At 76.1% G+C, this 23361-nt stretch carries 7 protein-coding genes and 1 pseudogene; 3 read left to right on the plus strand and 5 right to left on the minus strand.

Annotated elements, in window-relative coordinates:
- Positions 1-8: 8 nt before the first annotated feature.
- From BX286_RS34505 to BX286_RS34515, 3 genes are all read left to right on the plus strand, one after another.
- Entirely contained in the window at positions 9-311 is a 303-nt protein-coding gene (locus BX286_RS34505; RefSeq protein WP_079432409.1) for an antibiotic biosynthesis monooxygenase, read from the plus strand.
- Between the two features lie 107 nt (positions 312-418).
- Positions 419-1621 carry a hypothetical protein gene (locus BX286_RS34510; RefSeq protein ID WP_121017835.1) on the plus strand — a complete coding sequence of 401 codons (1203 nt, stop codon included), beginning with the start codon at positions 419-421 and terminating at the stop codon, positions 1619-1621.
- Between the two features lie 100 nt (positions 1622-1721).
- Positions 1722-1910, plus strand: a complete 189-nt coding sequence (locus tag BX286_RS34515; protein ID WP_079432334.1) for a DUF5302 domain-containing protein — start codon at positions 1722-1724, stop codon at positions 1908-1910.
- Positions 1911-1966: 56 nt separating this feature from the next.
- On the opposite strand, the gene BX286_RS34520 is transcribed toward BX286_RS34515, so the two are convergent.
- From BX286_RS34520 to BX286_RS34540, 5 genes and pseudogenes are all read right to left on the minus strand, one after another.
- Positions 1967-3403: a DHA2 family efflux MFS transporter permease subunit gene (locus BX286_RS34520; protein ID WP_260338142.1), complete on the minus strand. Its 1437-nt coding sequence runs from the start codon at positions 3401-3403 to the stop codon at positions 1967-1969.
- Positions 3404-3429: 26 nt separating this feature from the next.
- Positions 3430-4206: a thioesterase II family protein gene (locus BX286_RS34525; protein ID WP_079432333.1), complete on the minus strand. Its 777-nt coding sequence runs from the start codon at positions 4204-4206 to the stop codon at positions 3430-3432.
- Positions 4207-4313: 107 nt separating this feature from the next.
- Complete coding sequence (locus BX286_RS34530; protein WP_079432332.1) at positions 4314-5162, minus strand: metallophosphoesterase; 849 nt, start codon at positions 5160-5162, stop codon at positions 4314-4316.
- Positions 5162-11449 (minus strand): annotated as a pseudogene (locus BX286_RS34535) (acyltransferase domain-containing protein); the annotation flags it as partial. The pseudogene BX286_RS34535 and the gene BX286_RS34530, both read right to left, overlap by 1 nt.
- 108 nt (positions 11450-11557) lie before the next feature.
- The gene (locus BX286_RS34540; protein ID WP_261993672.1) at positions 11558-23317 is read right to left on the minus strand and encodes a type I polyketide synthase; all 11760 of its coding nucleotides are present in this window, start codon (positions 23315-23317) and stop codon (positions 11558-11560) included.
- Positions 23318-23361 lie beyond the last annotated feature (44 nt).

A 23361-nucleotide genomic window follows, 5' to 3' on the forward strand; every position in this document is an offset into this window, starting at 1 on the left:
CGCCCGTCATGGTGACCTACGTCAACAAGCTGAACGTCCACGGCGACCTCGTGCGCTTCATGGACGCCAAGGACCGCCTCACCCGCTTCGTCAGCGCCCAGCCCGGCTGCGTCAGCCACCAGACGCTCCGCCTGGTCGGCACCGCCAACTTCTTCGTGGAACTCTCCGTCTGGGAGGACACCGCCGCGCACCGCGCCGCCGTGACCAGCGAGGACTTCCGCGAACTGGCCCGGGAGATCGCCGTCCTCGCCACCCGTGAGCAGGGCCTGTACGAGTCGCTGCCCGAGCAGGCTCCCGCCACCGCCGCCTGACCGGCGACCGGGCCGGGTCCCGGCGGGACTCCGGCCGGCCGCATCCGGGCGCCCCGCCCGCGCGCCCGGTGTTCCCGCGTCCGGCGGGATGGCATGCTGGACGCAACATGAGCTCCGAGCTGCTGGCCGGGGACCCCGGCCGGGAGGCCGACCGCCGGGCCCGCAGGAACCAACTCACCCGGGCCGCCCAGTGGTTCGCCGCCCTCGAAGCCGACCCGTACGCCCGGGTCCTGCGCACCGGCACCGAGACGCCCGACGCCGCCGAGGAGGCCGTCCGCGCCCTCGGCCCGCTGCACCGCAGCGCCCTGCCGGACACCTGGGTCACCGCCGAGCGGGCCGTCGCCGAGGAGGTCGTCGGACATCCCGCCTTCGACGCCCCGGCCCCCGCCCCCGCCCCCGGCGTGTCCGGCGGCGCCCCGCCGCCCTTCCGTAGCGCCGTCCTCACCCTCGACCGGGCCTCGGCCGCGCCGCTCGCCGCGCTCACCGCCTTCGGCGGGCCCCTGCTGTGGGCGGACGACGCCGACCGGCTGGAGAAGCGGACCGCCACCTGGGCCCGCAGGCTCCTGGCCGCCCTGGGCGACCGCTTCGACCTCGCCGAGCACTACGCACGCCGCCTGACCGGCCCGGTCCTCGCCGAGCAGCTGGGCCTCCCCGAGGCCGCGCACGAGCGGTTCTGCCGCCTCCTGCCCGACTGCCGCCACGCCCTCGACGGCCTGCTGTGCCCGCAGAGCCACGCCGCCGCGCGGGCCGGGGAGGCCGCCGAGACCGCCCTGGCCGGGCTCCTGGCCGAAGCCCTGTACCGGCCCACGGCCGACGCCCTGCGGGCTTCGCAGATCATGGCCCTCGGCGTGGCCGAGCCCACCGCCGTCCTCGTCTCCAACGCCGTCCGCCTGCTGCTCGCCGAACCCGGCGGCTGGCGGCGGCTGGCCGAGGACCCGGGCCGGGCCGGGGAGGCCGTCGCACGCACCCTGCGCACGGCGCCCCCCGTACGCCTGGAGTCCCGGGCCGTGCGCTGCGCCGTCACCCTCGCCGGCACCGCGCTGCCCGTGGGCGCCCGCGTCACCCTCCTCGTCGCCGCCGTCAACCGCGACCCGCTGGCCGCGCCGGACGCCCCGCCCTTCGGCCTCTGCACCGACCTGCACTTCGGGCTGTCCGCGCACCTGGTCGGGCCCATCGCCCGGGCCGCCTTGCGCACCCTCGCCGAGACCCTTCCCGACCTGCGCGCCGACGGCGACCCCGTGACCCGCCTGCGCTCCCCCGTCCTGCGCGCCCCGGCGTCCCAGCCGGTGGCAGCGGGCCCCGTTGCCTGAATGGCGCCATTGATCCGAAAAGGGGTCGCTCTCCACCCGCCCGGCTGCGACACTGACGGGCTCCAGCAGTACATCGTTTGTCCGGGCCCAGGAGGCAACCATGACCGATACGCCGGAAGACCAGGCGGCCGCAGCCGAGCCCGACGGCAAGGAGAAGTTCCGCGAGGCCCTGGAGCGCAAGGCCCGGGGCGCCCGCGCCCAGCAGGCCCACCACGAGGGCCGCCTGAAGATCAAGGGCGCCAGCGGCCCCAACGGCCAGAGCCGCACCTTCCGCCGCAAGTCCGGCTGAAACGGGCCGTGCCACCGGATCTCGCGATCCGGTGGCACGGAGAGGGAAGCGACGGGTCACGCCGTGGCGCCGGCCGGCTCCTTCGCCTGGGGGGCCGGAGCGGCCGCCGGGGCCGGGGCCGCCTTCGGGCGGGGGATGGCCAGGGCGAACAGGGCGCCCACGAGGACCACCGCGACCGCGATCCAGATGGCCGGCACCAGGCCGTCCACGAAACGCTGCTGCCCGGTGAAGTCGCCCTGGGCGGCGAAGACGCTCGCCAGGACCGCGATGCCGAGCGCGCCGCCCAGTTCGCGGACCGTGGTGTTGGCGCCCGAGGCCTTGCCCATGTGCTGCGGCGCGACAGCGCCCATGACCACCGTCGCGGTGGGGGCGAAGACCAGGCCCATGCCCGCCCCGGCCAGGACGAACGGGCCGACGAACGCCCAGTCCGACGTGCCGACCCCGACCACCAGGGCGAACCAGGCCAGGCCGGCCCCGGACACCGCCAGGCCCAGCGCCATCAGCCGGCCCGCGCCGACCTTCGCGGCCAGCTTGCCGGCCTGCGGGGCGATGAACATCGGCATGACCGCCCACGGCAGCGTCCACAGGCCCGCCACGAACGCCGAGTGGCCCAGGCCCGTCTGGAGGTACTGGGCGATCAGGAAGGTGGCGCCGAACATGCCGAAGTACACGGCCAGGGAGACCACGTTCGAGAGGGTGAAGGCACGGACGCGGTAGAAGGACAGCGGCAGCAGCGGGGCCGACGCCTTGCGCTCCCAGGCGATGAAGGCCCCCAGGAGGACCACGGCCGCCGCGAACGCGGAGACGACCGGAGCCGAACCCCAGCCCTTCTCGTGCCCGTTGACGATGGCCCAGACGAGGGAGACCACGCCGGCGCAGGCCAGGACCAGGCCCAGCAGGTCCAGCTTCACCGGGGCGCCCCGGCTCTCCGAGACCGCCTTCAGGACCAGCGGGACCGCCACGACGCCCACCGGGACGTTCACCCAGAAGATCCACTGCCAGTCGAGACCGGAGGTGATCGCACCGCCGATCAGCGGCGACAGGGCCACGGCCAGGCCGCTGATGCCGCTCCACAGGCCGATCGCCGCGCCGCGCTTCTCCGCCGGCACCGCCATCGCGAGCAGCGTCAGCGACAGCGGCATCACCGCGGCCGCGCTCATGCCCTGCAGGGCGCGGAAGAGGACCAGCGCCTCCGTGGAGGAGGACAGGGCGCCGCCGACCGAGGTCAGGGTGAACGCGGTGATGCCCGTGACGAAGACGCGCTTGCGGCCGAACCGGTCGCCGAGCGCGGCCGCCGCGAGCAGCAGGCCGGCGAAGCCCAGGATGTAGGCGTTGGTGATCCACTGGAGGTCCTCGACCGAGGCGCCCAGGTCGGCGCGGATCGAGGTCAGCGCGTTGGTCACCATCAGGTTGTCGAGGGCCACCATGAACATCGGCAGGGACACGGCGAGGATGACCGTCCCGAACGAGGGACGGGCGGGTGCACTACTCAACTGATTCTCCAAGAGGGGGTGGCGGGTCACACTCGAGCCGGCAGGGCGAACGCGGCCAGGTCTTCGGCCAGGGCCGCGTTCACCGCGTCCCGCTGCGCGTTGAGGTAGAAGTGGCCGCCGGGGAAGGTGCGGAGGCGGAACGCGCCGTCCGTGGCCCCGGCCCAGGCCGCGGCCTCCTCGGCCGTCACCTGCGGGTCGGCGTCCCCGGTGAGCACGCTGACGGGGCAGCGCAGCCGCGCCCCCGGCCGGGGCGCGTACGTCTCCACCGCCGTGTAGTCGCCGCGCAGGGCGGGCAGCACCATCCCGGCGATGTCCGGGTCGGCGAGCAGGGCGGCGCTGCCGCGGTCCAGGCGGACCACCTCCTCGATGATCCCGGCGTCGTCCCGCAGGTGGACCGTCTCCCGGCGGACCGTGGCGGGGCCGCGGCGGCCCGAGACGACCAGCCCGAGCAGCCGCTCCCCGGACGGCCCGTCCTGCAGCCGCAGCGCGGTCTCGTAGGCGAGCGTGGAGCCCATGCTGTGGCCGAAGAAGACCAGCGGGCCGTCCTCGCAGGAGGACAGGACCCCGGCCAGCTCGTCGGCGAGGGCGTGCAGGTCCGTGCGGACCGGCTCGCCGCGGCGGTCCTGGCGGCCCGGGTACTGCACCGACAGCACCCGCACTCCGGGCGACAGGGCCTCGGAGAGCGGGTGGTAGTAGCTGGCCGCCCCGCCCGCGTAGGGGAAGCAGACCAGGGTCGTCCCGTCGTCGGGGGCCGGGTGGTACTGCCTGAGCCACAGGTCGCGCAGAGGCTGGGGGTCCGCCATGGGGAAGGGTCCGTTCTCTCGTCCGTCGGGGCGGCCGCGCCGCGTCCGTCGGCTCCTACGGCACCAGCACCGGCTCGCCCCCCGCTCGAGAACTCCCGGAGAAGCGCTCAGGCTCCGCCCTCGTGCGGCCGCAGCACGTCCCGCAGCACCCCGCGCGGCAGGCCGCGCAGACGGCGTTCGCGCGGATAGCCGATGGAGACCTCGTCGAAGCGGACCCCGTCGTGGTAGGTGGTCCGCGGGATGTGCAGGTGCCCGTACACCACGGCCGCCGCCCGGTAGCGCAGGTGCCAGTCCGCGGTGAGGGTGGTGCCGCACCACTGGGCGAACTGCGGGTAGCGCAGCACGTCGGTGGGCTCACGCACCAGGGGGTAGTGGTTGACCAGGACGGTCGCCAGCGCCGGGTCCACCTCGTCGAGGCGGGCCTCCGTCGCCGCCACCCGGGCCCGGCACCAGCTGTCGGCGTCCGGGTAGGGATCGGGGTGCAGCAGGAACTCGTCCGTGCACACCACCCCCGACGCGTGGGCGGCGGCCAGGGACTGCTCCTTCGTCAGCCCCGGCGCCCGGAACGAGTAGTCGTAGTGCACGAAGAGCGGGGCGACGGCCACCGGGCCGCCCGCCCCCTCCCACACCGGGTACGGGTCCTCCGGGGTCAGGACGTCCAGCGACCGGCACAGCTCCACCAGGTACCGGTACCGGGCCTCCCCGCGCAGCGAGACCGCGTCGTCCTTCGGCGTCCACAGGTCGTGGTTGCCCGGCGTCCACACCACCCGCGCGAACCGCTCGCGCAGCAGGCCCAGCGCCCACTCGATCTCCGCCGCCGTCTCGCTGACGTCCCCGGCCACCAGCAGCCAGTCCTGCGGCGACCGGGGCACGAGCTGCTCCTCGACCAGCCGCCGGTTCTCCGCGTACACCACGTGCAGGTCGGAGACGGCGAGCAGCCGCCCGGCCGCCGCCATCAGCGGGCCACCTTCCGCAGCCAGGCGTCCACGGCGGCCGCGACGGTGCCCGCGTCCGCGCCCAGCAGCGAGAAGTGGTCGCCGCCCACCTCCGCCACGTGGTCGGCGTACTCCCAGCCGGCCGCGCCCGAGGCCGCCGACGCGGAGGCCCGCACCAGCAGCGTCGGCGCCGCCGCGGGCTCCGGCGTCCAGTCGGCGAACACCCGCAGATGGCCGCCCATCGCGAGGAACCTCCCGTCGTCGGGCACCCCGAGCGGGCCGTCCGGGTCGAGGAGCCGTTCCGTCAGCACCTCCAGTCCGTGCCGGCCCTCGGCGCGCGCGTACGTGTCGAGCAGCACGACCGCCGCCGCCTCCCGGCCGATCTCCAGCAGCTCCCGGGCCACGGCGTGCGCGATCCAGCCGCCGGAGGAGTGCCCCAGCAGCACCGGCCGCGCCGCGCCCGCCGCCTCGGCGACGGCCTCGGCCTGGGCCCGTACCAGCGCCTGCCGGCTGCGCGGCAGCACCGCCTCGCCGCCGAACCCGGGGTGCGCCAGCACCGTCAGGCCCCGCACCCCGGCCAGGGCACCGGCCAGCGCCAGGTACTCGTGCGGGCCGGAGGCCGCGCCCAGCGACGGGAACGCGAACAGGCCCGCCGCGCCCTCCCGGTGCGGCGCCAGTTCCGCGGGGGCCGGCCAGTGCTCCACCGCGGCGCGGGAGTCGTAGCCGGGCACCAGCTCGGCCGCCGCCATCAGCAGCGCCGCGCCCTCGGCGGTACGGCCCTGCGCGTGGGCGCCCCGCAGCAGTCCGGCGAACGTGCCCCCGGCCGGCCGCGGGACCTCCTCGGAGCAGGCTCCGCCGAGCAGCCCGGCCAGGTGCCCGGCCAGCCGCGTCACCGACGGGTGGTCGAAGACGGTGACGGGGGCGAGGGTCAGCCCGGTCGCCTCGCGCAGCGAGCGGACCAGCTGCAGAGCGGTCAGCGACTGGAAGCCCAGCTCGGTGAACGAGCGCTCCACGGACAGCGCTTCGGCGTCGGCGTGCCCGAGCGCGGCGGCCGCGTGGCCGCGCACCAGGGCCGTCAGGGCCGCCGTCCGCTCCGCGGCGGGCAGCGCCGCGAGCCGTTCGCGCGGCGGGATCCCGTCGTCGGCCCGCCGGTTGGCCGCCCGGCGCGGAGGTACGGGCACCAGGGTGCGCAGCAGCGCCGGCACGGGCCGGCCCGAGGCCCGCAACGGGCCCGCGTCGGCCCGGGCGGAGACCAGGGTCAGGCTCCGCGCGAGCGCGTGCCCGAGGGGCGCTGGCCCGGCCGCCCCCGCCAGCGGGGCCAGCCCCGCCGGGGTGCCCTCGGGGTCCGCGCCCCAGCCCAGTACGGCCGCCGGCAGTCCGGCGGCACGGCGGCGGGCGGCCAGCGCGGTGAGGAACGCGCCCAGGACGGCGGTCTCCTCGGCGCAGCCCGCGCCGACGGCGCCGCCGACGCTGGTGACGAACGCCAGCGGGGTGGTGTGCCCGTCCAGGGCGAGCGCGGCGTCCACCGCGGCTTCCAGCGAGGGCCCGTCCGGCCCGGCCAGGTGGACGATGGCCGCGGCCTCCTCGCCGGGCCCCGCCAGCCGTACGCCGTGCCCCTCGGCCAGCTGCCGGGCGGCCTCCTCGGCGCACGGCCCGTCGGAGGCGCCGCTCAGCCGGACCGGCTCCAGGCCTTCGGCGAGCGGGCCCGCCGGGACCGGTTCGGCCCGCACCAGGCGCCGGGCGTAGGCGACGCCGTCGCGCAGGGCCAGCTCCGGCTCCTCGCCGCCCAGCGCCCGCACCAGGGCCTTGCGGCTCGCGTCGCTGTCGTCCACGTCCACCAGCATGAGGCGGCGCGCCCCCTCCTCGGCGAGCCACGCCTGCACCGAGCGCACGAAGCCGCGTACGGCCGCGCCGGCCAGGTCGGGGACGTCCTCCCCATCCAGCACCGCCTCGGCGCCGCTGGTCACCACGGCCAGCGCCGTACCGGCGCACCGGGGTTCGGCGAGCCAGGCGCCGACCAGCTCGCGGACCCCGTCCACCGCGGCCCGCACCCGCGCCCCCGACACCTCGGGCGCACCGCCGCCCCGGATCAACGGCACGAGCAGCAGCCCGGGCAACACCGCCACCGCCCCGGTTCCGTTCCGGGCTTCGGTCCCGGGTGCGGTCCCAGATCCGGCCCGGGCGCCGGTTCCGGTCGCGGCTCCAGCGCCTCCCCCGGTTCCGGTCCCGGTTGTGGTTTCGGCGCCCGCCCCGGTTCCGGCCGCGGCCGCCGTCCCGGTCGCCGCCAGCAGGGCCGGCAGGCCGGGGTACGCGGGCGCCCCGTCGCAGGCCGGGAGCACCGACGGGCCCCGTCCACCGCCGTCCGGTACGCCGACCAGCGCCCGGGTCACGCCCGAGGCCGCCTCGGGGGCTTCGGCGGCCCGCTCCCACACCAGGTGCAGCGGGGTGACGGGCCGTCCGCCCCGGCCGCCCCCCGCCGGGGCCGACAGAGTCACGGTGGCGGCCGCCACCGGCCCGCCCCCGGCGTCGGCCAGCTCCAGCTCCACCACCCCGAACGCCCCGCGCACCGCCCGCACCCGCAGCGAGGACGCACCCGTCGCGTACAGGGCCGTACCGCTCCAGGCGAGCGGCGCCAACGGCTGCTCGCCGGCGGCGAGTACGGGGTACAGGGCCGCTTCCAGCAGGGCCGGGTGCAGGGCGTACCCGTCCGCCTGCTCGTGCAGCGCCTCCGGCAGCACGGCCTCGGCGAAGAACTCCTCACCCCGCCGCCAGACCCGCTCCAGCAGGGGGTGCTCGTCGTCGAGCTCCACCGGCTCGACGCCCCGCGGCGGCCACACCTCCGACCAGCCCCCACGACCCGCCACCCCGAGGCCGGCGTCCGGCCCGAAGCCCGCGTCCGGCCTGACGGCCGCGCCCGTGCCGGCTGTTGCGTCCGCGCCGATGGGCCCGCCCGTGCCGGCTGTTGCGCCCGCGCCGATGGGCCCGCCCGTGCCGGCTCCCGCGCCCGCGCCGACGGTCGCGCCGGAACTGCCTGCCGGAACCGGCCCGGTGGCCGCGCCGGCCGGCCCCGTGAGCATGCCCGCCGCGGCGGTTGCGACCGGTCCGGCGTCCGTGCCCGCGGCGGCGGTGACGCCCGTGCCCGTGCCCGGGGTGAAGGACGGGGCCCGGCCGGGGGCCAGGAGGGCCGTCAGGTGGCGTACCCACGGCTCCTCCCCGTCCGCCGCCTCCGGCCGCGAGACCGCGGTCAGCCTGCGCCGGCCCGCCTCGTCCGGGGCCCCCACCAGCAGCTGGAGCCGGACCCCGCCCCGCTCGGGCAGGACCAGCGCGGCCTCGGCGGCCGCCTCGGCGACCTCCGGCAGGCCGACGGCCCCGCCCGCCGCCAGCGCCGCCTCCACCAGCGCCTCGACGGGCACTTCGCCGCCCGCCGGCCACGGGTGGCTGCGCGCCGAGACCGTCCCGGTGAACAGCACCGAGCCGGCTTCCGGCAGGTCCAGCCGGAACGCGGCCAGCGGATGGCCCGTCGCCGTCATCCCGGACGTGCCCGCCCCCTCGCCGCCCGGCGCGCTGTGCAGCCAGTACGGCTCGTGCCGGAACGCGTACGTCGGCAGCGGCACGGTCCGCGGCCGGTGCGCCGCGAACGCGGGCCGCCAGTCCGCCGGCCCGCCCTGCACGTACAGCTCCGCCACCGAGGCCAGGAACCGCTCCGGGCCCCCGTCGTCACGGCGCAGCGACTCCACGACCGCCGCCCGCCCGGACGCACCGCCCGCGCCGGCCACCGCGTCGAGGGTCTCGGTGATGCCCAGGGTCAGCACCGGGTGCGGGCTGACCTCCACGAAGTAGCGGTGCCCGTCGGCCAGCAGCGCCCGCACCGCCCCCTCGAACCGCACCGTGCTGCGCAGGTTCTCGTACCAGTACTCGGCGTCCAGCGCGGCGCTCTCCACCACCTCGCCGGTCACCGACGAGTACAGCGGCAGCTCCGGCCGCAGCGGCCGCACCGGCGCCAGCACCTCCAGCAGCCGCTCCCGGATCGACTCCACCTGCGGGGAGTGCGAGGCGTAGTCCACGGGGATGATCCGGGCCCGCACCCCCTCGGACTCGTACCGGGCCCGCAGCTCCTCCAGCGCGGCCGGCTCGCCCGCCACCACCGTGGCGGCGGGCCCGTTGACGGTGGCCACCGCGATCCGGCCCGAGTAGCCGGCCACGTCCAGGGCGGCCTGCTCGTGCGACAGCGCCACCGACATCATCCCGCCGCGCCCCGACAGCTCCGTCAGGAGCCGGCTGCGCCGGGCCACGACGAGGGCGCCGTCCTCCAGCGACAGGGCCCCGGCGACCACGGCCGCCGCGATCTCGCCCTGCGAGTGCCCGACGACGGCCGCCGGCTCCACCCCGTACGCCCGCCACAGCGCCGCCAGCGACACCATCACCGCCCACAGCGCCGGCTGGACCACGTCCACCCGCTCCAGGCCCGGCGCGTCCGGCCGGCCCGCGAGCACGTCGAGCAGCGACCAGTCGGTGTGCGGGGCGAGGGCCGCCGCGCACTCCTCGATCCGCGCCCGGAACACCGGTTCGGCGTCCAGCAGGCCGACGGCCATCCCCACCCACTGGGCGCCCTGCCCGGGGAACACGAACGCCACCCTGCCGTACGCACCGGTCTCGGCCGAGCCCGTCACCAGCCCCGGCGCCGCCTCGCCGGCCGCGAGGGCCGCCAGACCCGCCCGGAACTCCTGCGGACCGGAACCCAGCAGCACCGCCCGGTGCTCGAACGCGGACCGGCCCGTCGCCAGCGAGAACCCCACGTCGGCGGGACGGGCTTCCGCAGCCGCCTCCAGGTGCCCGGCCAGCCGGGCGGCCTGCGCCCGCAGCGCCGCCCCCGTCCGGCCCGACAGCACCCACGGCACCACGCCCGGCACCGGCCCGGCGGCGGGAGCCTCCTGCGCCGCGGCCTCCGGCGGTGCCTGCTCCAGGATCACGTGCGCGTTGGTCCCGCTCATCCCGAACGAGGACACCCCCGCACGCCGCGGACGGCCCGTCTCCGGCCAGGGCCGCTCCTGCGTCAGCAGCTCCACCTCGCCCATCGACCAGTCGATCTGCGCCGACGGGGCGTCCACGTTGAGGGTGCGCGGCAGCGTGCCGTGCCGCATCGCCTGCACCATCTTGATGACGCCCGCCACCCCTGCCGCGGCCTGCGTGTGCCCGATGTTCGACTTGACCGACCCCAGCCACAGCGGCAGCCCCGCCGCCCGGCCCTGCCCGTACGTCGCGAGCAGCGCCTGAGCCTCGATCGGGTCGCCCAGCCGCGTCCCCGTCCCGTGCGCCTCCACCGCGTCCACATCGGCCGGACCCAGCCCGGCGCTCTCCAGGGCCTGCCGGATGACCCGCTGCTGCGCCCGCCCGCTCGGCGCGGTCAGCCCGTTGCTGGCCCCGTCCTGGTTGACGGCGGAGCCGCGCACGACGGCCAGCACCCGGTGCCCCTTCGCCACCGCGTCCGAGAGCCGCTCCACCAGCAGCATGCCGACGCCCTCGCCCCACGCCGTGCCGTCGGCGCCGTCCGCGAAGGACTTGCAGCGCCCGTCCGGGGCGAGCCCGCGCTGCCGGCTGAACTCCACGAAAGCGCCCGGCGAGGACATGATCGTGACCCCGCCCGCGAGGGCCATCGTGCACTCACCGCGCCGCAGCGCCTGCACCGCCAGGTGCAGGGCGACCAGGGAGGAGGAGCAGGCGGTGTCCACGGTCACCGCCGGGCCCTCCAGGCCCAGCGTGTACGCGATCCGGCCCGAGGCCACACTGCCCGCGCTGCCCGTGCTGAGGTAGCCGCCGAAACCGTCGGGGACCCGCGCGAGCCGGGTCACGTAGTCGTGGTGGATGACCCCCGCGAACACCCCGACGTCCGTCTGCCGCACCGAGACCGGGTCGATGGACGCGTCCTCGAACGCCTCCCACGCCCCCTCCAGCAGCAGCCGCTGCTGCGAGTCCATCGCCAGGGCCTCGCGCGGGGAGATGCCGAAGAACCCCGCGTCGAAGTCGACGGCCTCGTGCAGGAACCCGCCCTCGCGCACGTACGAGGTCCCCGGCCGGGCCGGGTCCTCGTCGAACAGGGCGTCCACGTCCCAGCCCCGGTTCTCCGGGAACGGCGTGCGCCCGTGCCCGCCGCGCCGCACGAGGTCCCACAGCCCGTCGGGGGAGCCGGCACCGCCCGGGAACCGGCAGCTCATGCCGACGATCGCGATCGGCTCGCGCTCCTTCGCCCCGGCCCGCTCCTCCGCCTCCGCGAGCCGGCGTTTGGTCTCACGCAGGTCGGCGGTGGCCCGCTTCAAGTAGTCGAGGAGCTTGGCCTCGTTGTTCTGGCTGGTGTTCGTCACGTGCGATCGCTCCAACAGGGGTCGGGCTTGCGGGGGGTGCGGCTTCGGGTGGCGGCGTCAGAGCGTCCCCAGCTCGCCGTCGAGCAGGTCGAAGATGTCCTCGGCGGTCGCCCCTTCGAGGTCCGCCGTGCCGGTGTCCGGCGCGACCGCCGCCGTCCGGCCGTTCCAGGCGGCCAGGAGCTCCCGCAGCCGGGCCCCGACCGCCGCCTCGTCGGCCGCGTCCACCGCGCCGATCGCCGACTCCAGCCGGTCGATCTCCGCCAGGACCGCCGCCGGCCCGGCCGGCTCCCCGGCCGTGGCCCCGGCGCCGCCGCCGGCGCCCGCGAACTCCTCCAGCAGCCGCTCCGCGAGCGCCGCCGGCGTCGGGCAGTCGAACACCAGCGTCGGCGGCAGCCGCAGCCCCGTCGCCGCCGTCACCCGGTTGCGCAGCTCCAGCGCCGTCAGCGAGTCGATGCCCAGCGCCTTGAACGGCTTCGCCACGTCGACCGTGTCACCGCTCGCGTGCCCGAACACCACCGCCGTGTTCTCCCGGACGATCTCCAGCAGTTCGCGCTCCCGCGCCACCGGCGACAGCCCCGCCAGCCGCTCCGCCGGCGACACCCCGCCGGGCTGCTGCTGCGCCGCGGCCGCCGCCCGCCGGCCCGCCGAACGGACCAGGCCCCGCAGCAGCGGCGGCACCGGACCGGCCGACCCGGACACCGCGCGCAGGTCCAGCCGCGCCGGGACCAGCACCGCCGCACCGTCCGCGAACGCCGCGTCGAACAGCGCCAGCCCCTCCCGCGAGCCCAGCGCCCCCGCGCCGCCCCGCCGGGGCCGCGACCGCTCGCCGCCGTCCAGATGGGCCGTCATCTCGCTGGCCTCCTCCCACATGCCCCACGCCAGGGACACCGCGGGCAGGCCCAGCGCCCGCCGGTGCAGCGCCAGCGCGTCCAGGGAGGCGTTCGCCGCCGCGTAGTTGGCCTGCCCCGGGTTGCCGAACACCCCGGCCGCCGAGGAGAACAGCACGAACGCCGACAGGTCCAGGTCCCGCGTCAGCTCGTGCAGCGCCAGCGCCGCCCCCGTCTTCGGGCGCAGCACCCGCTCCAGCCGCTCCCCGGTCAGCGACCCGAGGATCCCGTCGTCGAGCACACCGGCCGTGTGCACGACCGCCGTCAGCGGGTGCGCCGCCGGGATCCCCGCCAGCAGCCCCGCCAGCGCCTCCCGGTCCGCCACGTCACAGGCCACGACCTCCGCCCGCGCGCCCAGCTCCGCCAGGGCGGCGGTCAGCTCCGCCGCCCCGGCCGCCCGCGGCCCGCGCCGGCTGGTCAGCAGCAGGTGCCGCACCCCGTACTCCCGCACCAGGTGACGGGCCAGCAGCGCGCCCAGCGCGCCCGTACCGCCCGTGACCAGCACCGTGCCCTCCGGGTCGAAGCCCGCCGGGACCGTCAGCACCACCTTGCCGGTGTGCTTGGCCCCGCTGACGTACCGGAACGCGTCCTTGGCCTGCCGGACGTCCCAGGTCGTGACCGGCAGCGGCGACAACTCCCCGCTCTCGAACAGCTCCACCAGCGCGGCGAGCATCTCGCCGATCCGCTCCGGACCGGCGTCCACCAGGTCGAACGCCCGGTACTCCACCCCCGGGTGCGTCTCGGCGACCTCCGCCGGCACCCGGATGTCGGTCTTGCCCATCTCCAGGAACCGGCCACCGCCCGGCAGCAGCCGCAGCGAGGCGTCCACGAACTCCCGGGCCAGGGAGTCGAGGACGATGTCCACGCCCCGCCCGCCGGTGGCCTCCAGGAACGCGCCCTCGAAGTCCAGGGTCCGCGAGTTCGCCAGGTGCGCCCCGTCCAGGCCCGCCGCCCGCAGCACGTCCCACTTGCCGGGGCTGGCCGTGCCGTACACCTCCAGCCCCAGGTGCCGGGCCAGCTGCACGGCGGCCATGCCGACGCCGCCGGCCGCCGCGTGGATCAGCACCCGCTCGCCGCGCCGCGCCCGGGCCAGGTCCACCAGCCCGTAGTACGCGGTCATGAACACGATCGGCACGGCCGCGGCCTGGGCGAACGTCCACCCCTTCGGGATGCGGTGCACGCTCCGCGCGTCGGCGACGGCCACCGGCCCGAACGCCCCGTCGAAGATGCCCATCACCCGGTCGCCCGGCTTCACCGAGGTCACCCCCGGCCCCGTCTCCAGGACCACGCCCGCGCCCTCGCCGCCGAGCACGAACTCGCCCGGGTACAGGCCCAGCGAGAGCATCACGTCACGGAAGTTGAGGCCCGCCGCACGGACCCCGATCCGCACCTGTCCGGCGCCGAGCGGCAGGTCCGCCTCCGGCGCGGGCACCAGCGCCAGGTTCTCCAGGGTCCCCCGGCCCCGCACGTCCAGCCGCCACGACCCCTCACCGGCAGGCGCGGCCAGCGCCTCCGAGGCCAGCGCCCGCGCCAGCCGCGGCACGAAGAACTCCCCGCCGCGCAAGGCCAGCTGGGGCTCGTCGGCGGCCAGGGCGGCGGGCAGCACGTCCCAGCCGAGGCCGGCGCCCGCATGCCCGGGGCGCGGCCCGTCGGCCAGCACGATCCTGCCCGGGTTCTCCGCCTGCGCGGACCGCACCAGACCCCAGACGGCGGCCGCCGCGAGATCGTGCACGGCCTCTCCCGCCCGGGCGACGACCGCACCGGAGGTCAGCAGCAGCAGCCGGGTCCCGGCGAACCGCTCGTCCGCCTGCCAGTCCCGCAGCAGCTCCAGGACCCGCCCGACCAGCTCCCGCACCCGCTCCGCCGAAGCCTCCCCGGCACCCTCCACGGGCACCACCAGCACCTGCGGAGCCACGGCCGCGGCGGCCGCCTCGGCGAGACCGGCGTACGCGTCGAAGCCGACGCCCGCACCGCGCAGGGCCGTGGCGGCGTAGCCGTCCGCGCCGCCCAGCACGGCCCACGTGCCGCCCGCGTCGGCGGCGCCGTCGAGGGCCAGGCCGGCCCAGTCCAGGCGGAACAGGACGTCGCGCGGCGAGCCGTCCTCCAGCTGTTCGGCGGTGACGGCGCGCAGGGCGAGGGATTCGACGGTGGCGACCGGGGCGCCGGTCTGGTCGGCGAGGGTCAGCGCCACGGAGTCCGTTCCGGCGGCGGTGATGCGCACGCGCAGGGCGGTGGCCCCGGTGGCGTGGAGGGAGAGTCCCGTCCAGGCGAAGGGCAGTCGTGCTGCGCCGTCGCCGGTGACGAAGGAGCCGAGGCCGATGCCGTGCAGGGCGGCGTCGAGGAGGGCGGGGTGGATGCCGTAGCGGTCCGCGTCGGTGGTGGCGTCCTCGGGGAGGGCGATCTCGGCGTAGATCTCCTCGCCGAGTTTCCAGGCGGCCTTCAGCCCCTGGAAGACCGGGCCGTAGGCGAGTCCGGCCGTGCTCAGGGCCTCGTACAGGCCGTCGGTGTCGAGCCGTTCGGCGCCGGCGGGCGGCCACACGGCCAGGCCTTCCCCGGGGGCGGACCCGCCGGGAGCCACCGAACCGGAGGCGTGCCGGGTCCACGGGGTGTCCTCGGGGGCGTCCTCCGACCGCGAGAACACCGTGACCGGGCGCGAGCCCGGCCCCTCGGCCGCAGCCTCCCCGACCAGCACCCGCAGCTGGACACCGCCGTCCTCGGGGAGGACGAGCGGGGCTTCGAGGGTCAGCTCGTCCAGGAACCCACAGCCGGCCTCGTCACCGGCCCGCACCGCGAGCTCCGCGACGGCCGCACCGGGCACCACCGGCTTCCCCAACACCCGGTGGTCGCCGATCCAGGCCGGCCCCCGGGTCGTCAGCCGTCCGGTGAACATCACCCCGTCGGAATCGGGCAGGGCGATCGCGGCACCCAGCAGCGGGTGCCCCGCCGCCTTGAGACCGACCGACTCCACGTCCTGCGGGGCCTGCGGGCCGGTGTCCTCCAGCCAGAAACGCTGCCGCTGGAAGGCGTAGGTGGGCAGGTCGACGCGGGAGGCACCGGACTCGGCGAAGAAGGTGTCCCAGTCGACGGACATCCCGCAGAGGGCTTCCCAGTCCAGGTCCACACCGTGGCGGTGCAGCTCGGAGACCGCCGCGGTCAGGCCCTGTACCTCGTCGCGGCCCCGGCGGAGGGTGGGGACGAGTGCGGTGTTCTCGTCGGTGAGGCAGGGGCGGGCCATGGCGGTCAATACGGCGTCGGGGCCCAGCTCCAGGATGGTGGTGGCGCCTTCGGTTTCGAGGGTGTGGATGGCGTCGTGGAAGCGGACGGCTTCGCGGACGTGGCTGACCCAGTAGTCGGGGCGGGCGATCTCGTCGGTGACGAGGCTGCCGGTGAGGGCGGAGACGAAGGGGATGTTCGGCTGGTGGAAGTCCAGGCCGGAGATGGCGTTCCGGAACTCCTCCAGCATCGGGTCCATGAGGGGGGAGTGGAAGGCGTGGCTGACGCGCAGGGCCTTGGACTTGACGCCCAGGGGGGTGAGCAGCGCGACGACTTCCTCGACGGCTTCCCGCGCGCCGGAGATGACGACGGCCTCGGGGCCGTTGACGGCGGCGATGGCCGCGCCGGGGACCAGCAGCGGGGCGACCTGTTCCTCGCCCGCCCGGACGGAGACCATGACCCCGCCCTCGGGCAGGGCTTCCATGAGCCGCCCGCGTGCGCTGACCAGGACTGCCGCGTCGTGCAGCGACAGCACCCCGGCGACGTGCGCGGCGGCGATCTCGCCGACCGAGTGCCCGCCGACGAACCGCGGGGTGATGCCCCAGGACTCCACCAGGCGGTAGAGGGCGACCTCGATGGCGAAGAGGGCGGGCTGGGTGGTTCCGGTGCGGTCCAGGGCTTCGGCGTTCTCGCCGAAGACGATCTCCTTGAGGCCGTCCCCGAGTTCCGCGCACACCGCGTCGAAGGCGGCCGCGAACACCGGGAACGTCTCGTACAGCTCGCGGCCCATGCCGATCCGCTGGCTGCCCTGCCCTGTGAACAGCACCGCGGGCCCGCTGCCCGGCCCGTTCGCGGACACCGGAGCCGTCGTGGTGGCGCCGTCGCGGGCGAGGGTGCGCAGACCGGCCAGGAACTCCTCGCGGTCCCGGCCCACGACCACGGCGCGGTGTTCCATCTCGGACCGCCCCATCAGGGAGTACGCCACGTCGGCGACGGCCAGCTCGGGCCGTGCCTCGACGTGCGCCAACAGGCGCTCGGCCTGCGCCCGCAGGGCTTCCGCCGAGCGGCCCGAGAGCATCCACGGCACCAGTGCGCCGTCCGCGAGCGGCCGGGCGGTCGTGGTGGCCGGTTCCTGCTCGGGGGCCTGCTCCAAGATGACGTGGGCGTTGGTGCCGCTGATGCCGAACGAGGACACGCCCGCGCGGCGCGTGCGGCCGGTCTCGGGCCAGGCCCGGTCCTCGGTCAGCAGCTCCACCGCGCCGGCCGACCAGTCGACCTGGCTCGACGGGGCGTCGATGTGCAGGGTGCGGGGGAGGACCCCGTGGCGCATGGCCTGCACCATCTTGATGATGCTCGCGACACCGGCGGCGGCCTGGGTGTGCCCGATGTTGGACTTGATGGAGCCCAGCCACAGCGGTTCGCCGTCCGCACGTTCCTGTCCGTAGGTGGCGAGGAGGGCCTGGGCTTCGATGGGGTCGCCGAGCTTGGTTCCCGTGCCGTGGGCTTCGACGGCGTCGACGTCGGCGGCGGTCAGCCCGGCGGCGTCGAGGGCTTGGCGGATGACGCGCTGCTGGGAGGGGCCGTTGGGGGCGGTCAGGCCGTTGCTGGCGCCGTCCTGGTTGACCGCGCTGCCGCGGACGACGGCCAGGACGCGGTGTCCGTTGGCCACGGCGTCCGAGAGCCGTTCCACGAGCAGCATGCCGACGCCCTCGCCCCAGCCGGTGCCGTCGGCGCCCTCTGCGAAGGACTTGCAGCGGCCGTCCGCCGACAGCCCGCGCTGACGGCTGAACTCCACGAAGGTGCCGGCCGAGGACATCACCGTCACCCCGCCCGCCAGGGCCATCGTGCACTCACCGCGCCGCAGCGCCTGCACCGCCAGGTGCAGGGCGACGAGGGAGGAGGAGCAGGCGGTGTCCACGGTCACCGCCGGGCCCTCCAGCCCGAACAGGTACGAGACGCGTCCGGAGGCGACGCTGCCGCTGCTTGCGGTGCCCCGGAAGCCTTCGAGTTCCTGCGGGATCGAGGAGAGCCGCGTCAGGTAGTCGCGGTACATCAGCCCGGCGAAGACGCCCGTACGCGAGCCCTTCATCGCCTTGGGGTCGATCCCGGCCCGCTCGAAGGCCTCCCAGGCGGCCTGGAGCAGCAGCCGCTGCTGCGGGTCCATCGCGAGGGCTTCGCGCGGGGAGATCCCGAAGAACTCCGCGTCGAACTCGGCCACGTCGTGCAGGAAGCCGCCCTCGCGGGTGTACGAGGTCCCCCGGTGCTCGGGGTCGGGGTGGTAGATGGCCTCCAGGTCCCAGCCGCGGTTCTCCGGGAAGCCGGTGATGCCGTCCCGGCCGTCGGCGACCAGCCGCCACAGGTCCTCGGGGGTTTCGACGCCGCCCGGGTAGCGGCAGCTCATGCCGACGATCGCGATCGGCTCGTCGTCGCCGGCCGCCACCGGGGCGGCGGACCGGGCGTCGGTGTCCTCGCCGACCAGCTCGGTCCGCAGGAACTCGGCGAGGGCGGCCGGATTGGGGTGGTCGAAGACCACCGTCGAGGAGAGCCGGACACCCGTCTCGGCCATCAGCAGGTTGCGGAACTCGACCGCCGTGAGGGAGTCGAAGCCCAGCTCGCGGAAGGCCCGCTCGGCGTCCACCGCACCGCCGCCGACGTGCCCGAGGACCGCGGCGGCCCGCGTGCACACCAGGTCCAGCAGGAGCGCCCGCTGTTCGGTCCGGCCCAGTACCGCCAGGCGGTTCGCCAGCGAGGATCCGGTGTCCGCCGCCGCCGCGGCGGTACCGCGCCGCCGGGTCGTGCCGACCAGGGTCCGCAGGAGGCCGGGGGTCTGGTCGCGGGTGCGCAGGGTGCGCAGGTCGAGGGGGACAGGGACGAGGAGGGGTTCTCCGGTGCCGAGGGCGGCGTCGAAGAGGGCCAGGCCCTGGTCGATGGTGAGGGCGTGGATGCCGGAGCGGCCGATGCGTTCGACGTCCTCGTCGGAGAGGGTGTCGCCCATGCCGCCGACCCCGGCCCACAGGCCCCAGGCGAGCGACAGGCCGGGCAGGCCGGCGGCCCGGCGTTCGGCCATGAGGGCGTCGAGGTAGCTGTTCGCGGCCGCGTAGCCGGCCTGTCCCGCACCGCCGAAGACTCCGGCGACGGAGGAGAAGACCACGAAGGCGGAGAGCCCGGCATCCCGGGTCAGCTCGTGCAGGTGGTGGGCCGCGTCCGCCTTGGGGCGCAGGACGGCGGTTACGCGCTCGGGGGTCAGCGCCCCGATCACCCCGTCGTCCAGTACACCGGCGGAGTGCAGGACGGCGGTCAGGGGCCGGTCGAGGGTGTCCAGGAGCGCGGCGAGTGCTTCGCGGTCGGCGGCGTCGCAGGCGGCGATGCGGACGCGTGCCCCCAACTCTTCCAGATCCGTGGCGAGTTCGGTGGCGCCGGGGGCGTTCTCGCCGCGTCGGCTGGTCAGCAGCAGGTCGCGGACGCCGTGCTCGGTGACCAGGTGCCGGGCGAACAGCGCGCCCAGGCCGCCCGTGCCGCCGGTGATCAGGACGGTGCCGTCCCCGAACGCCGGCCCCTCGGCCGGGGCGGGCGTGGCCCGGGCCAGGCGGGGGACGAGGGTCCGGCCGTCCCGCAGGGCGATCTGCTCCTCGCCGGCGGCGAGCGCGGTGGAGATCTCTTCCCAGGTGGCTTCGATGTCGGCGGTCTCGACCAGGGCGAACCTGCCGGGGTTCTCGGTCTGCGCGGTACGCACCAGTCCCCACACGGCGGCCGTGGCCGGGTCCTGCCGCTCGGCGGTGAACACCAGCCGGGAGGCGGCGAAGCGCTCCTCGGCCAGCCAGGACCGCACCAGCCGCAGGGCCTCGGCGACGGCGGAATGCACCTCGCCTGCCGGGGTGCGGGTGACCAGGTACGGGGGAACGCCGTCGCCGTCGCCCTCCTCGTCCAGCCAGGCCCACTCCCCGCCGGTACCGTCCCCGAGCACGGGCTCGACCCATTCCAGGCGGAACAGGGCGTCGCGCAGCGAGCCGTCCTCCAGCTGCTCGGCGGTGACGGCACGCAGGGCGAGGGACTCGACGGTGGCGACGGGCGCCCCGGTCTGGTCGGCGAGGGTGAGTGCCACCGAGTCCGTCCCGGTGGGGGCGATGCGGACCCGCAGGGCAGAGGCGCCGGCCGCGTGCAGGGACACCCCCGACCAGTTGAACGGCAGTCGTGCTGCGCCGTCGCCGGTGACGAAGGAGCCGAGGCCGATGCCGTGCAGGGCGGCGTCGAGGAGGGCGGGGTGGATGCCGTAGCGGTCCGCGTCGGTGGTGGCGTCCTCGGGGAGGGCGATCTCGGCGTAGATCTCCTCGCCGAGTTTCCAGGCGGCCTTCAGCCCCTGGAAGACCGGGCCGTAGGCGAGTCCGGCCGTGCTCAGGGCCTCGTACAGGCCGTCGGTGTCGAGCCGTTCGGCGCCGGTGGGCGGCCACACGGCCAGGCCTTCGCCGGGGGCGGACCCGCCGGGGGAGAGTGAACCGGAGGCGTGCCGGGTCCACGGGGTGTCCTCGGGGGCGTCCTCCGGGCGGGAGTACAGGCTCAGCGCCCGCCGGCCCTGCCCGTCCGGCTCCGCCACCGTGAGCCGCAGCTGGACCCCGCCGTCCTCGGGCAGCACCAGGGGCGCGGCCAGGGTCAGTTCGTCGAGGGTGCCGCAGCCGGCCTCGTCACCGGCCCGCACGGCCAGCTCCACGAGCGCCGCGCCGGGAACGACCGCCCGGCCCAGCACCCGGTGGTCCGCCAGCCAGCCGTGCGAGCGCAGCGACAGCCGGGCGGTGAACAGGAAGCCCCCGGAGTCGGCCAGGGAGATCGCGGTACCGAGCAGCGGATGCCCGGCCAGGCTCAGCCCCAGCTCGGCTGCGACCGCACCGGCGCCGAGCGCGCCCGGGGTACCGGCGGACTTCAGCCAGTACCGCTCGCGCTGGAAGGCGTACGTCGGCAGGTCCGTCACCGCCGGGCGGGTGTCGGCGTGGAAGCGTTCCCAGTCCACCCGTACGCCCCGCACGTGCAGCTGGGCGACGGCGTGCACCAGCGACCACACCTCGGGCCGGTCCCGGCGCAGCGACGGCACCAGCGCGGCCTCGGACTCGGCGGTCAGGCAGGCGCGGGCCATCAGGCTCTGCATGGCGAGCGGCCCGACCTCCAGGTAGGTCGTCACCCCCTCCGACTCCAGCGTCCGCACCGCGTCGACGAACCGCACGGCCTCGCGGACGTGCCGCACCCAGTACTCGGGGTCGCACATCCGGTCGGCGTCCATCAGCTCGCCGGTCAGTGCGTCGACCATCGGGATGCGCGGCGCCCGGAAGGTGAGCGAACGGGCGACCTCCCGGAAGGCGTCGAGCATCGGGTCCATGTGCGGGGAGTGGAAGGCGTGCCCGACGGTCAGCCGCTTGATGCGGTAGCCCTCGGCCTTCCAGCGGTCGCCGAGCCCGGCGATCAGGTCCTCGTCGCCCGAGACCACGAACGCCTCCGGCCCGTTGACGAGGCCGATGCTCACCCGCCCGTCGAGTTCGTCCAGGGCCTCGCGGACCACCTGCTCGGGAGCCTCGACGGCGACCATGCCGCCGCCCGCGGGCAGCTCGTTCATCAGCCGGCTGCGGGCGGTCACCAGGGTCGCGGCGTCGGCGAGCGAGAGCACGCCGGTGACGTGGATGGCGGCCGAGTCGCCGATCGAGCCGCCCGAGACCAGGTCGGGGCGGATGCCCCAGTGCTCCAGCAGCCGGTACAGGGCGACTTCGAGGGCGAAGATGGCCGGCGAGGAGTACAGGGTGCGGTCGATGAGGGCGGACTCGGGGGTGCCCTCGGGGGCGAACACGATCTCGCGGATCGGCCGGTCCAGGTGTCGGTCGAGTTCGGCGCAGACCTCGTCGAAGGCGGCGGCGAACACCGGGAACGCCTCGTACAGTTCACGGCCCATGCCGGGGCGCTGGCTGCCCTGGAAGGTGAACAGGAACGCCGTGCGGCCCTTCCCGGCCGTGCCCCGCACCAGCCCGGGCGCGGCTCCGGCGCCGCCGGCGAGGGCGTCGAGGGCGCCGAGCAGTTCCTCGCGGTCGTCGGCGACGACGGCGACCCGGTGCTCCCAGGTGGAGCGGGATGCGGCCAGCGAGTAGGCGAGGTCGACGGGGGCGGCGGCCGCCGCCTCGGGGGACTCCCGCAGGAACGCGGCCAGCCGCCCGGCCTGGGCCCGCAGGGCCTCGGGGGTGCGGCCGGAGACGAGGAACGGGAGGGTGGCGGGCGGGGTGACGGCGGCGGCCTGCGGCTGCGGCTCCGCGCCCTCGGGCTCCGCGTCGGCGGGGACGGCCTCGGGAGCCTGCTCCAGGATGATGTGCGCGTTGGTGCCGCTGATGCCGAACGAGGAGACGCCCGCGCGGCGCGCGCGGCCGGTCTCGGGCCAGGGCCGGGCCTCGGTCAGCAGCTCGACGGCTCCCGCCGACCAGTCGACGTGGCTCGACGGGGCGTCGACGTGCAGGGTGCGCGGGAGGGAGCCGTGGCGCATGGCCTGCACCATCTTGATGACGCCCGCGACACCGGCGGCGGCCTGCGTGTGCCCGATGTTGGACTTCACCGAGCCCAGCCACAGGGGTGCGGAGCCTGCCCGGTCCTGTCCGTAGGTGGCGAGGAGGGCCTGGGCTTCGATGGGGTCGCCGAGCTTGGTTCCCGTGCCGTGGGCTTCGACGGCGTCGACGTCGGCGGTGGTGAGCCCGGCGCTGTCGAGGGCTTGGCGGATGACGCGCTGCTGGGAGGGGCCGTTGGGGGCGGTCAGGCCGTTGCTGGCGCCGTCCTGGTTGACCGCGCTGCCGCGGACGACGGCCAGGACGCGGTGTCCGTTGGCCACGGCGTCCGAGAGCCGTTCCACGAGCAGCATGCCGACGCCTTCGCCCCAGCCGGTGCCGTCGGCGCCGTCGGCGAAGGACTTGCAGCGGCCGTCCGCCGACAGGCCCCGCTGGCGGCTGAACTCCACGAAGGTCGCGGGCGTCGCCATGACGGTGACCCCGCCCGCGAGGGCCATCGTGCACTCACCGCGCCGCAGCGCCTGCACGGCCAGGTGCAGGGCGACGAGGGAGGAGGAGCAGGCGGTGTCCACGGTCACCGCCGGGCCCTCCAGGCCCAGCGTGTACGAGATGCGGCCGGAGGCGATGCTGCCCGCGCTGCCGTTGCCGAGGTAGCCCTCCAGCTCCTCGGGCACCTCGGCGACGCTCGTCCCGTAGTCGTGGTACATCAGCCCGGCGAAGACCCCGACCCGCTGCCCCTTCACCGACAGCGGGTCGATGCCCGCCCGCTCGAACGCCTCCCACGAGGTCTCCAGCAGCAACCGGTGCTGCGGGTCCATCGCCTGCGCCTCGCGCGGCGACACCCCGAAGAACCCCGCGTCGAACTCCCCGGCGGCGTCGAGGAAACCGCCTTCGCGGGTGTACGAGGTCCCCCGCCGCTCCGGGTCCTCGTCGTACAGGGCCTCCACGTCCCAGCCCCGGTCGGAGGGGAAGACGCAGATGCCGTCCCGGCCGCCCGACACCAGCTCCCACAGGTCCTCCGGTGTCCGCACGCCACCGGGGTAGCGGCAGCTCATCCCGACGATCGCGATCGGCTCGGTGGCCTCCGCCTCCACCTCGCGAAGCCGTCGAGTCGTCTGACGCAGGTCGGCGGTGACCCGCTTCAGGTAGTCAACGAGCTTCGTTTCGTCCGACATCGGTGTATCGCCTTTCAAGGAATTCCTGTGCTTCGGAGCTTCGGAGCTTCGGATCGGTGCGG

The organism is Streptomyces sp. 3211.6 (assembly GCF_003634815.1).
In the GTDB taxonomy this organism is placed as follows: domain Bacteria; phylum Actinomycetota; class Actinomycetes; order Streptomycetales; family Streptomycetaceae; genus Streptomyces; species Streptomyces katrae_A.

Bases quoted from the DNA above. Each gene is read 5' to 3' on its own strand.
- BX286_RS34505 (WP_079432409.1), top strand. From the start codon at position 9: ATGGTGACCTACGTCAACAAGCTGAACGTCCACGGCGACCTCGTGCGC.
- BX286_RS34510 (WP_121017835.1), top strand. From the start codon at position 419: ATGAGCTCCGAGCTGCTGGCCGGGGACCCCGGCCGGGAGGCCGACCGC.
- BX286_RS34515 (WP_079432334.1), top strand. From the start codon at position 1,722: ATGACCGATACGCCGGAAGACCAGGCGGCCGCAGCCGAGCCCGACGGC.
- BX286_RS34525 (WP_079432333.1), bottom strand. From the start codon at position 4,206: ATGGCGGACCCCCAGCCTCTGCGCGACCTGTGGCTCAGGCAGTACCAC.
- BX286_RS34530 (WP_079432332.1), bottom strand. From the start codon at position 5,162: ATGGCGGCGGCCGGGCGGCTGCTCGCCGTCTCCGACCTGCACGTGGTG.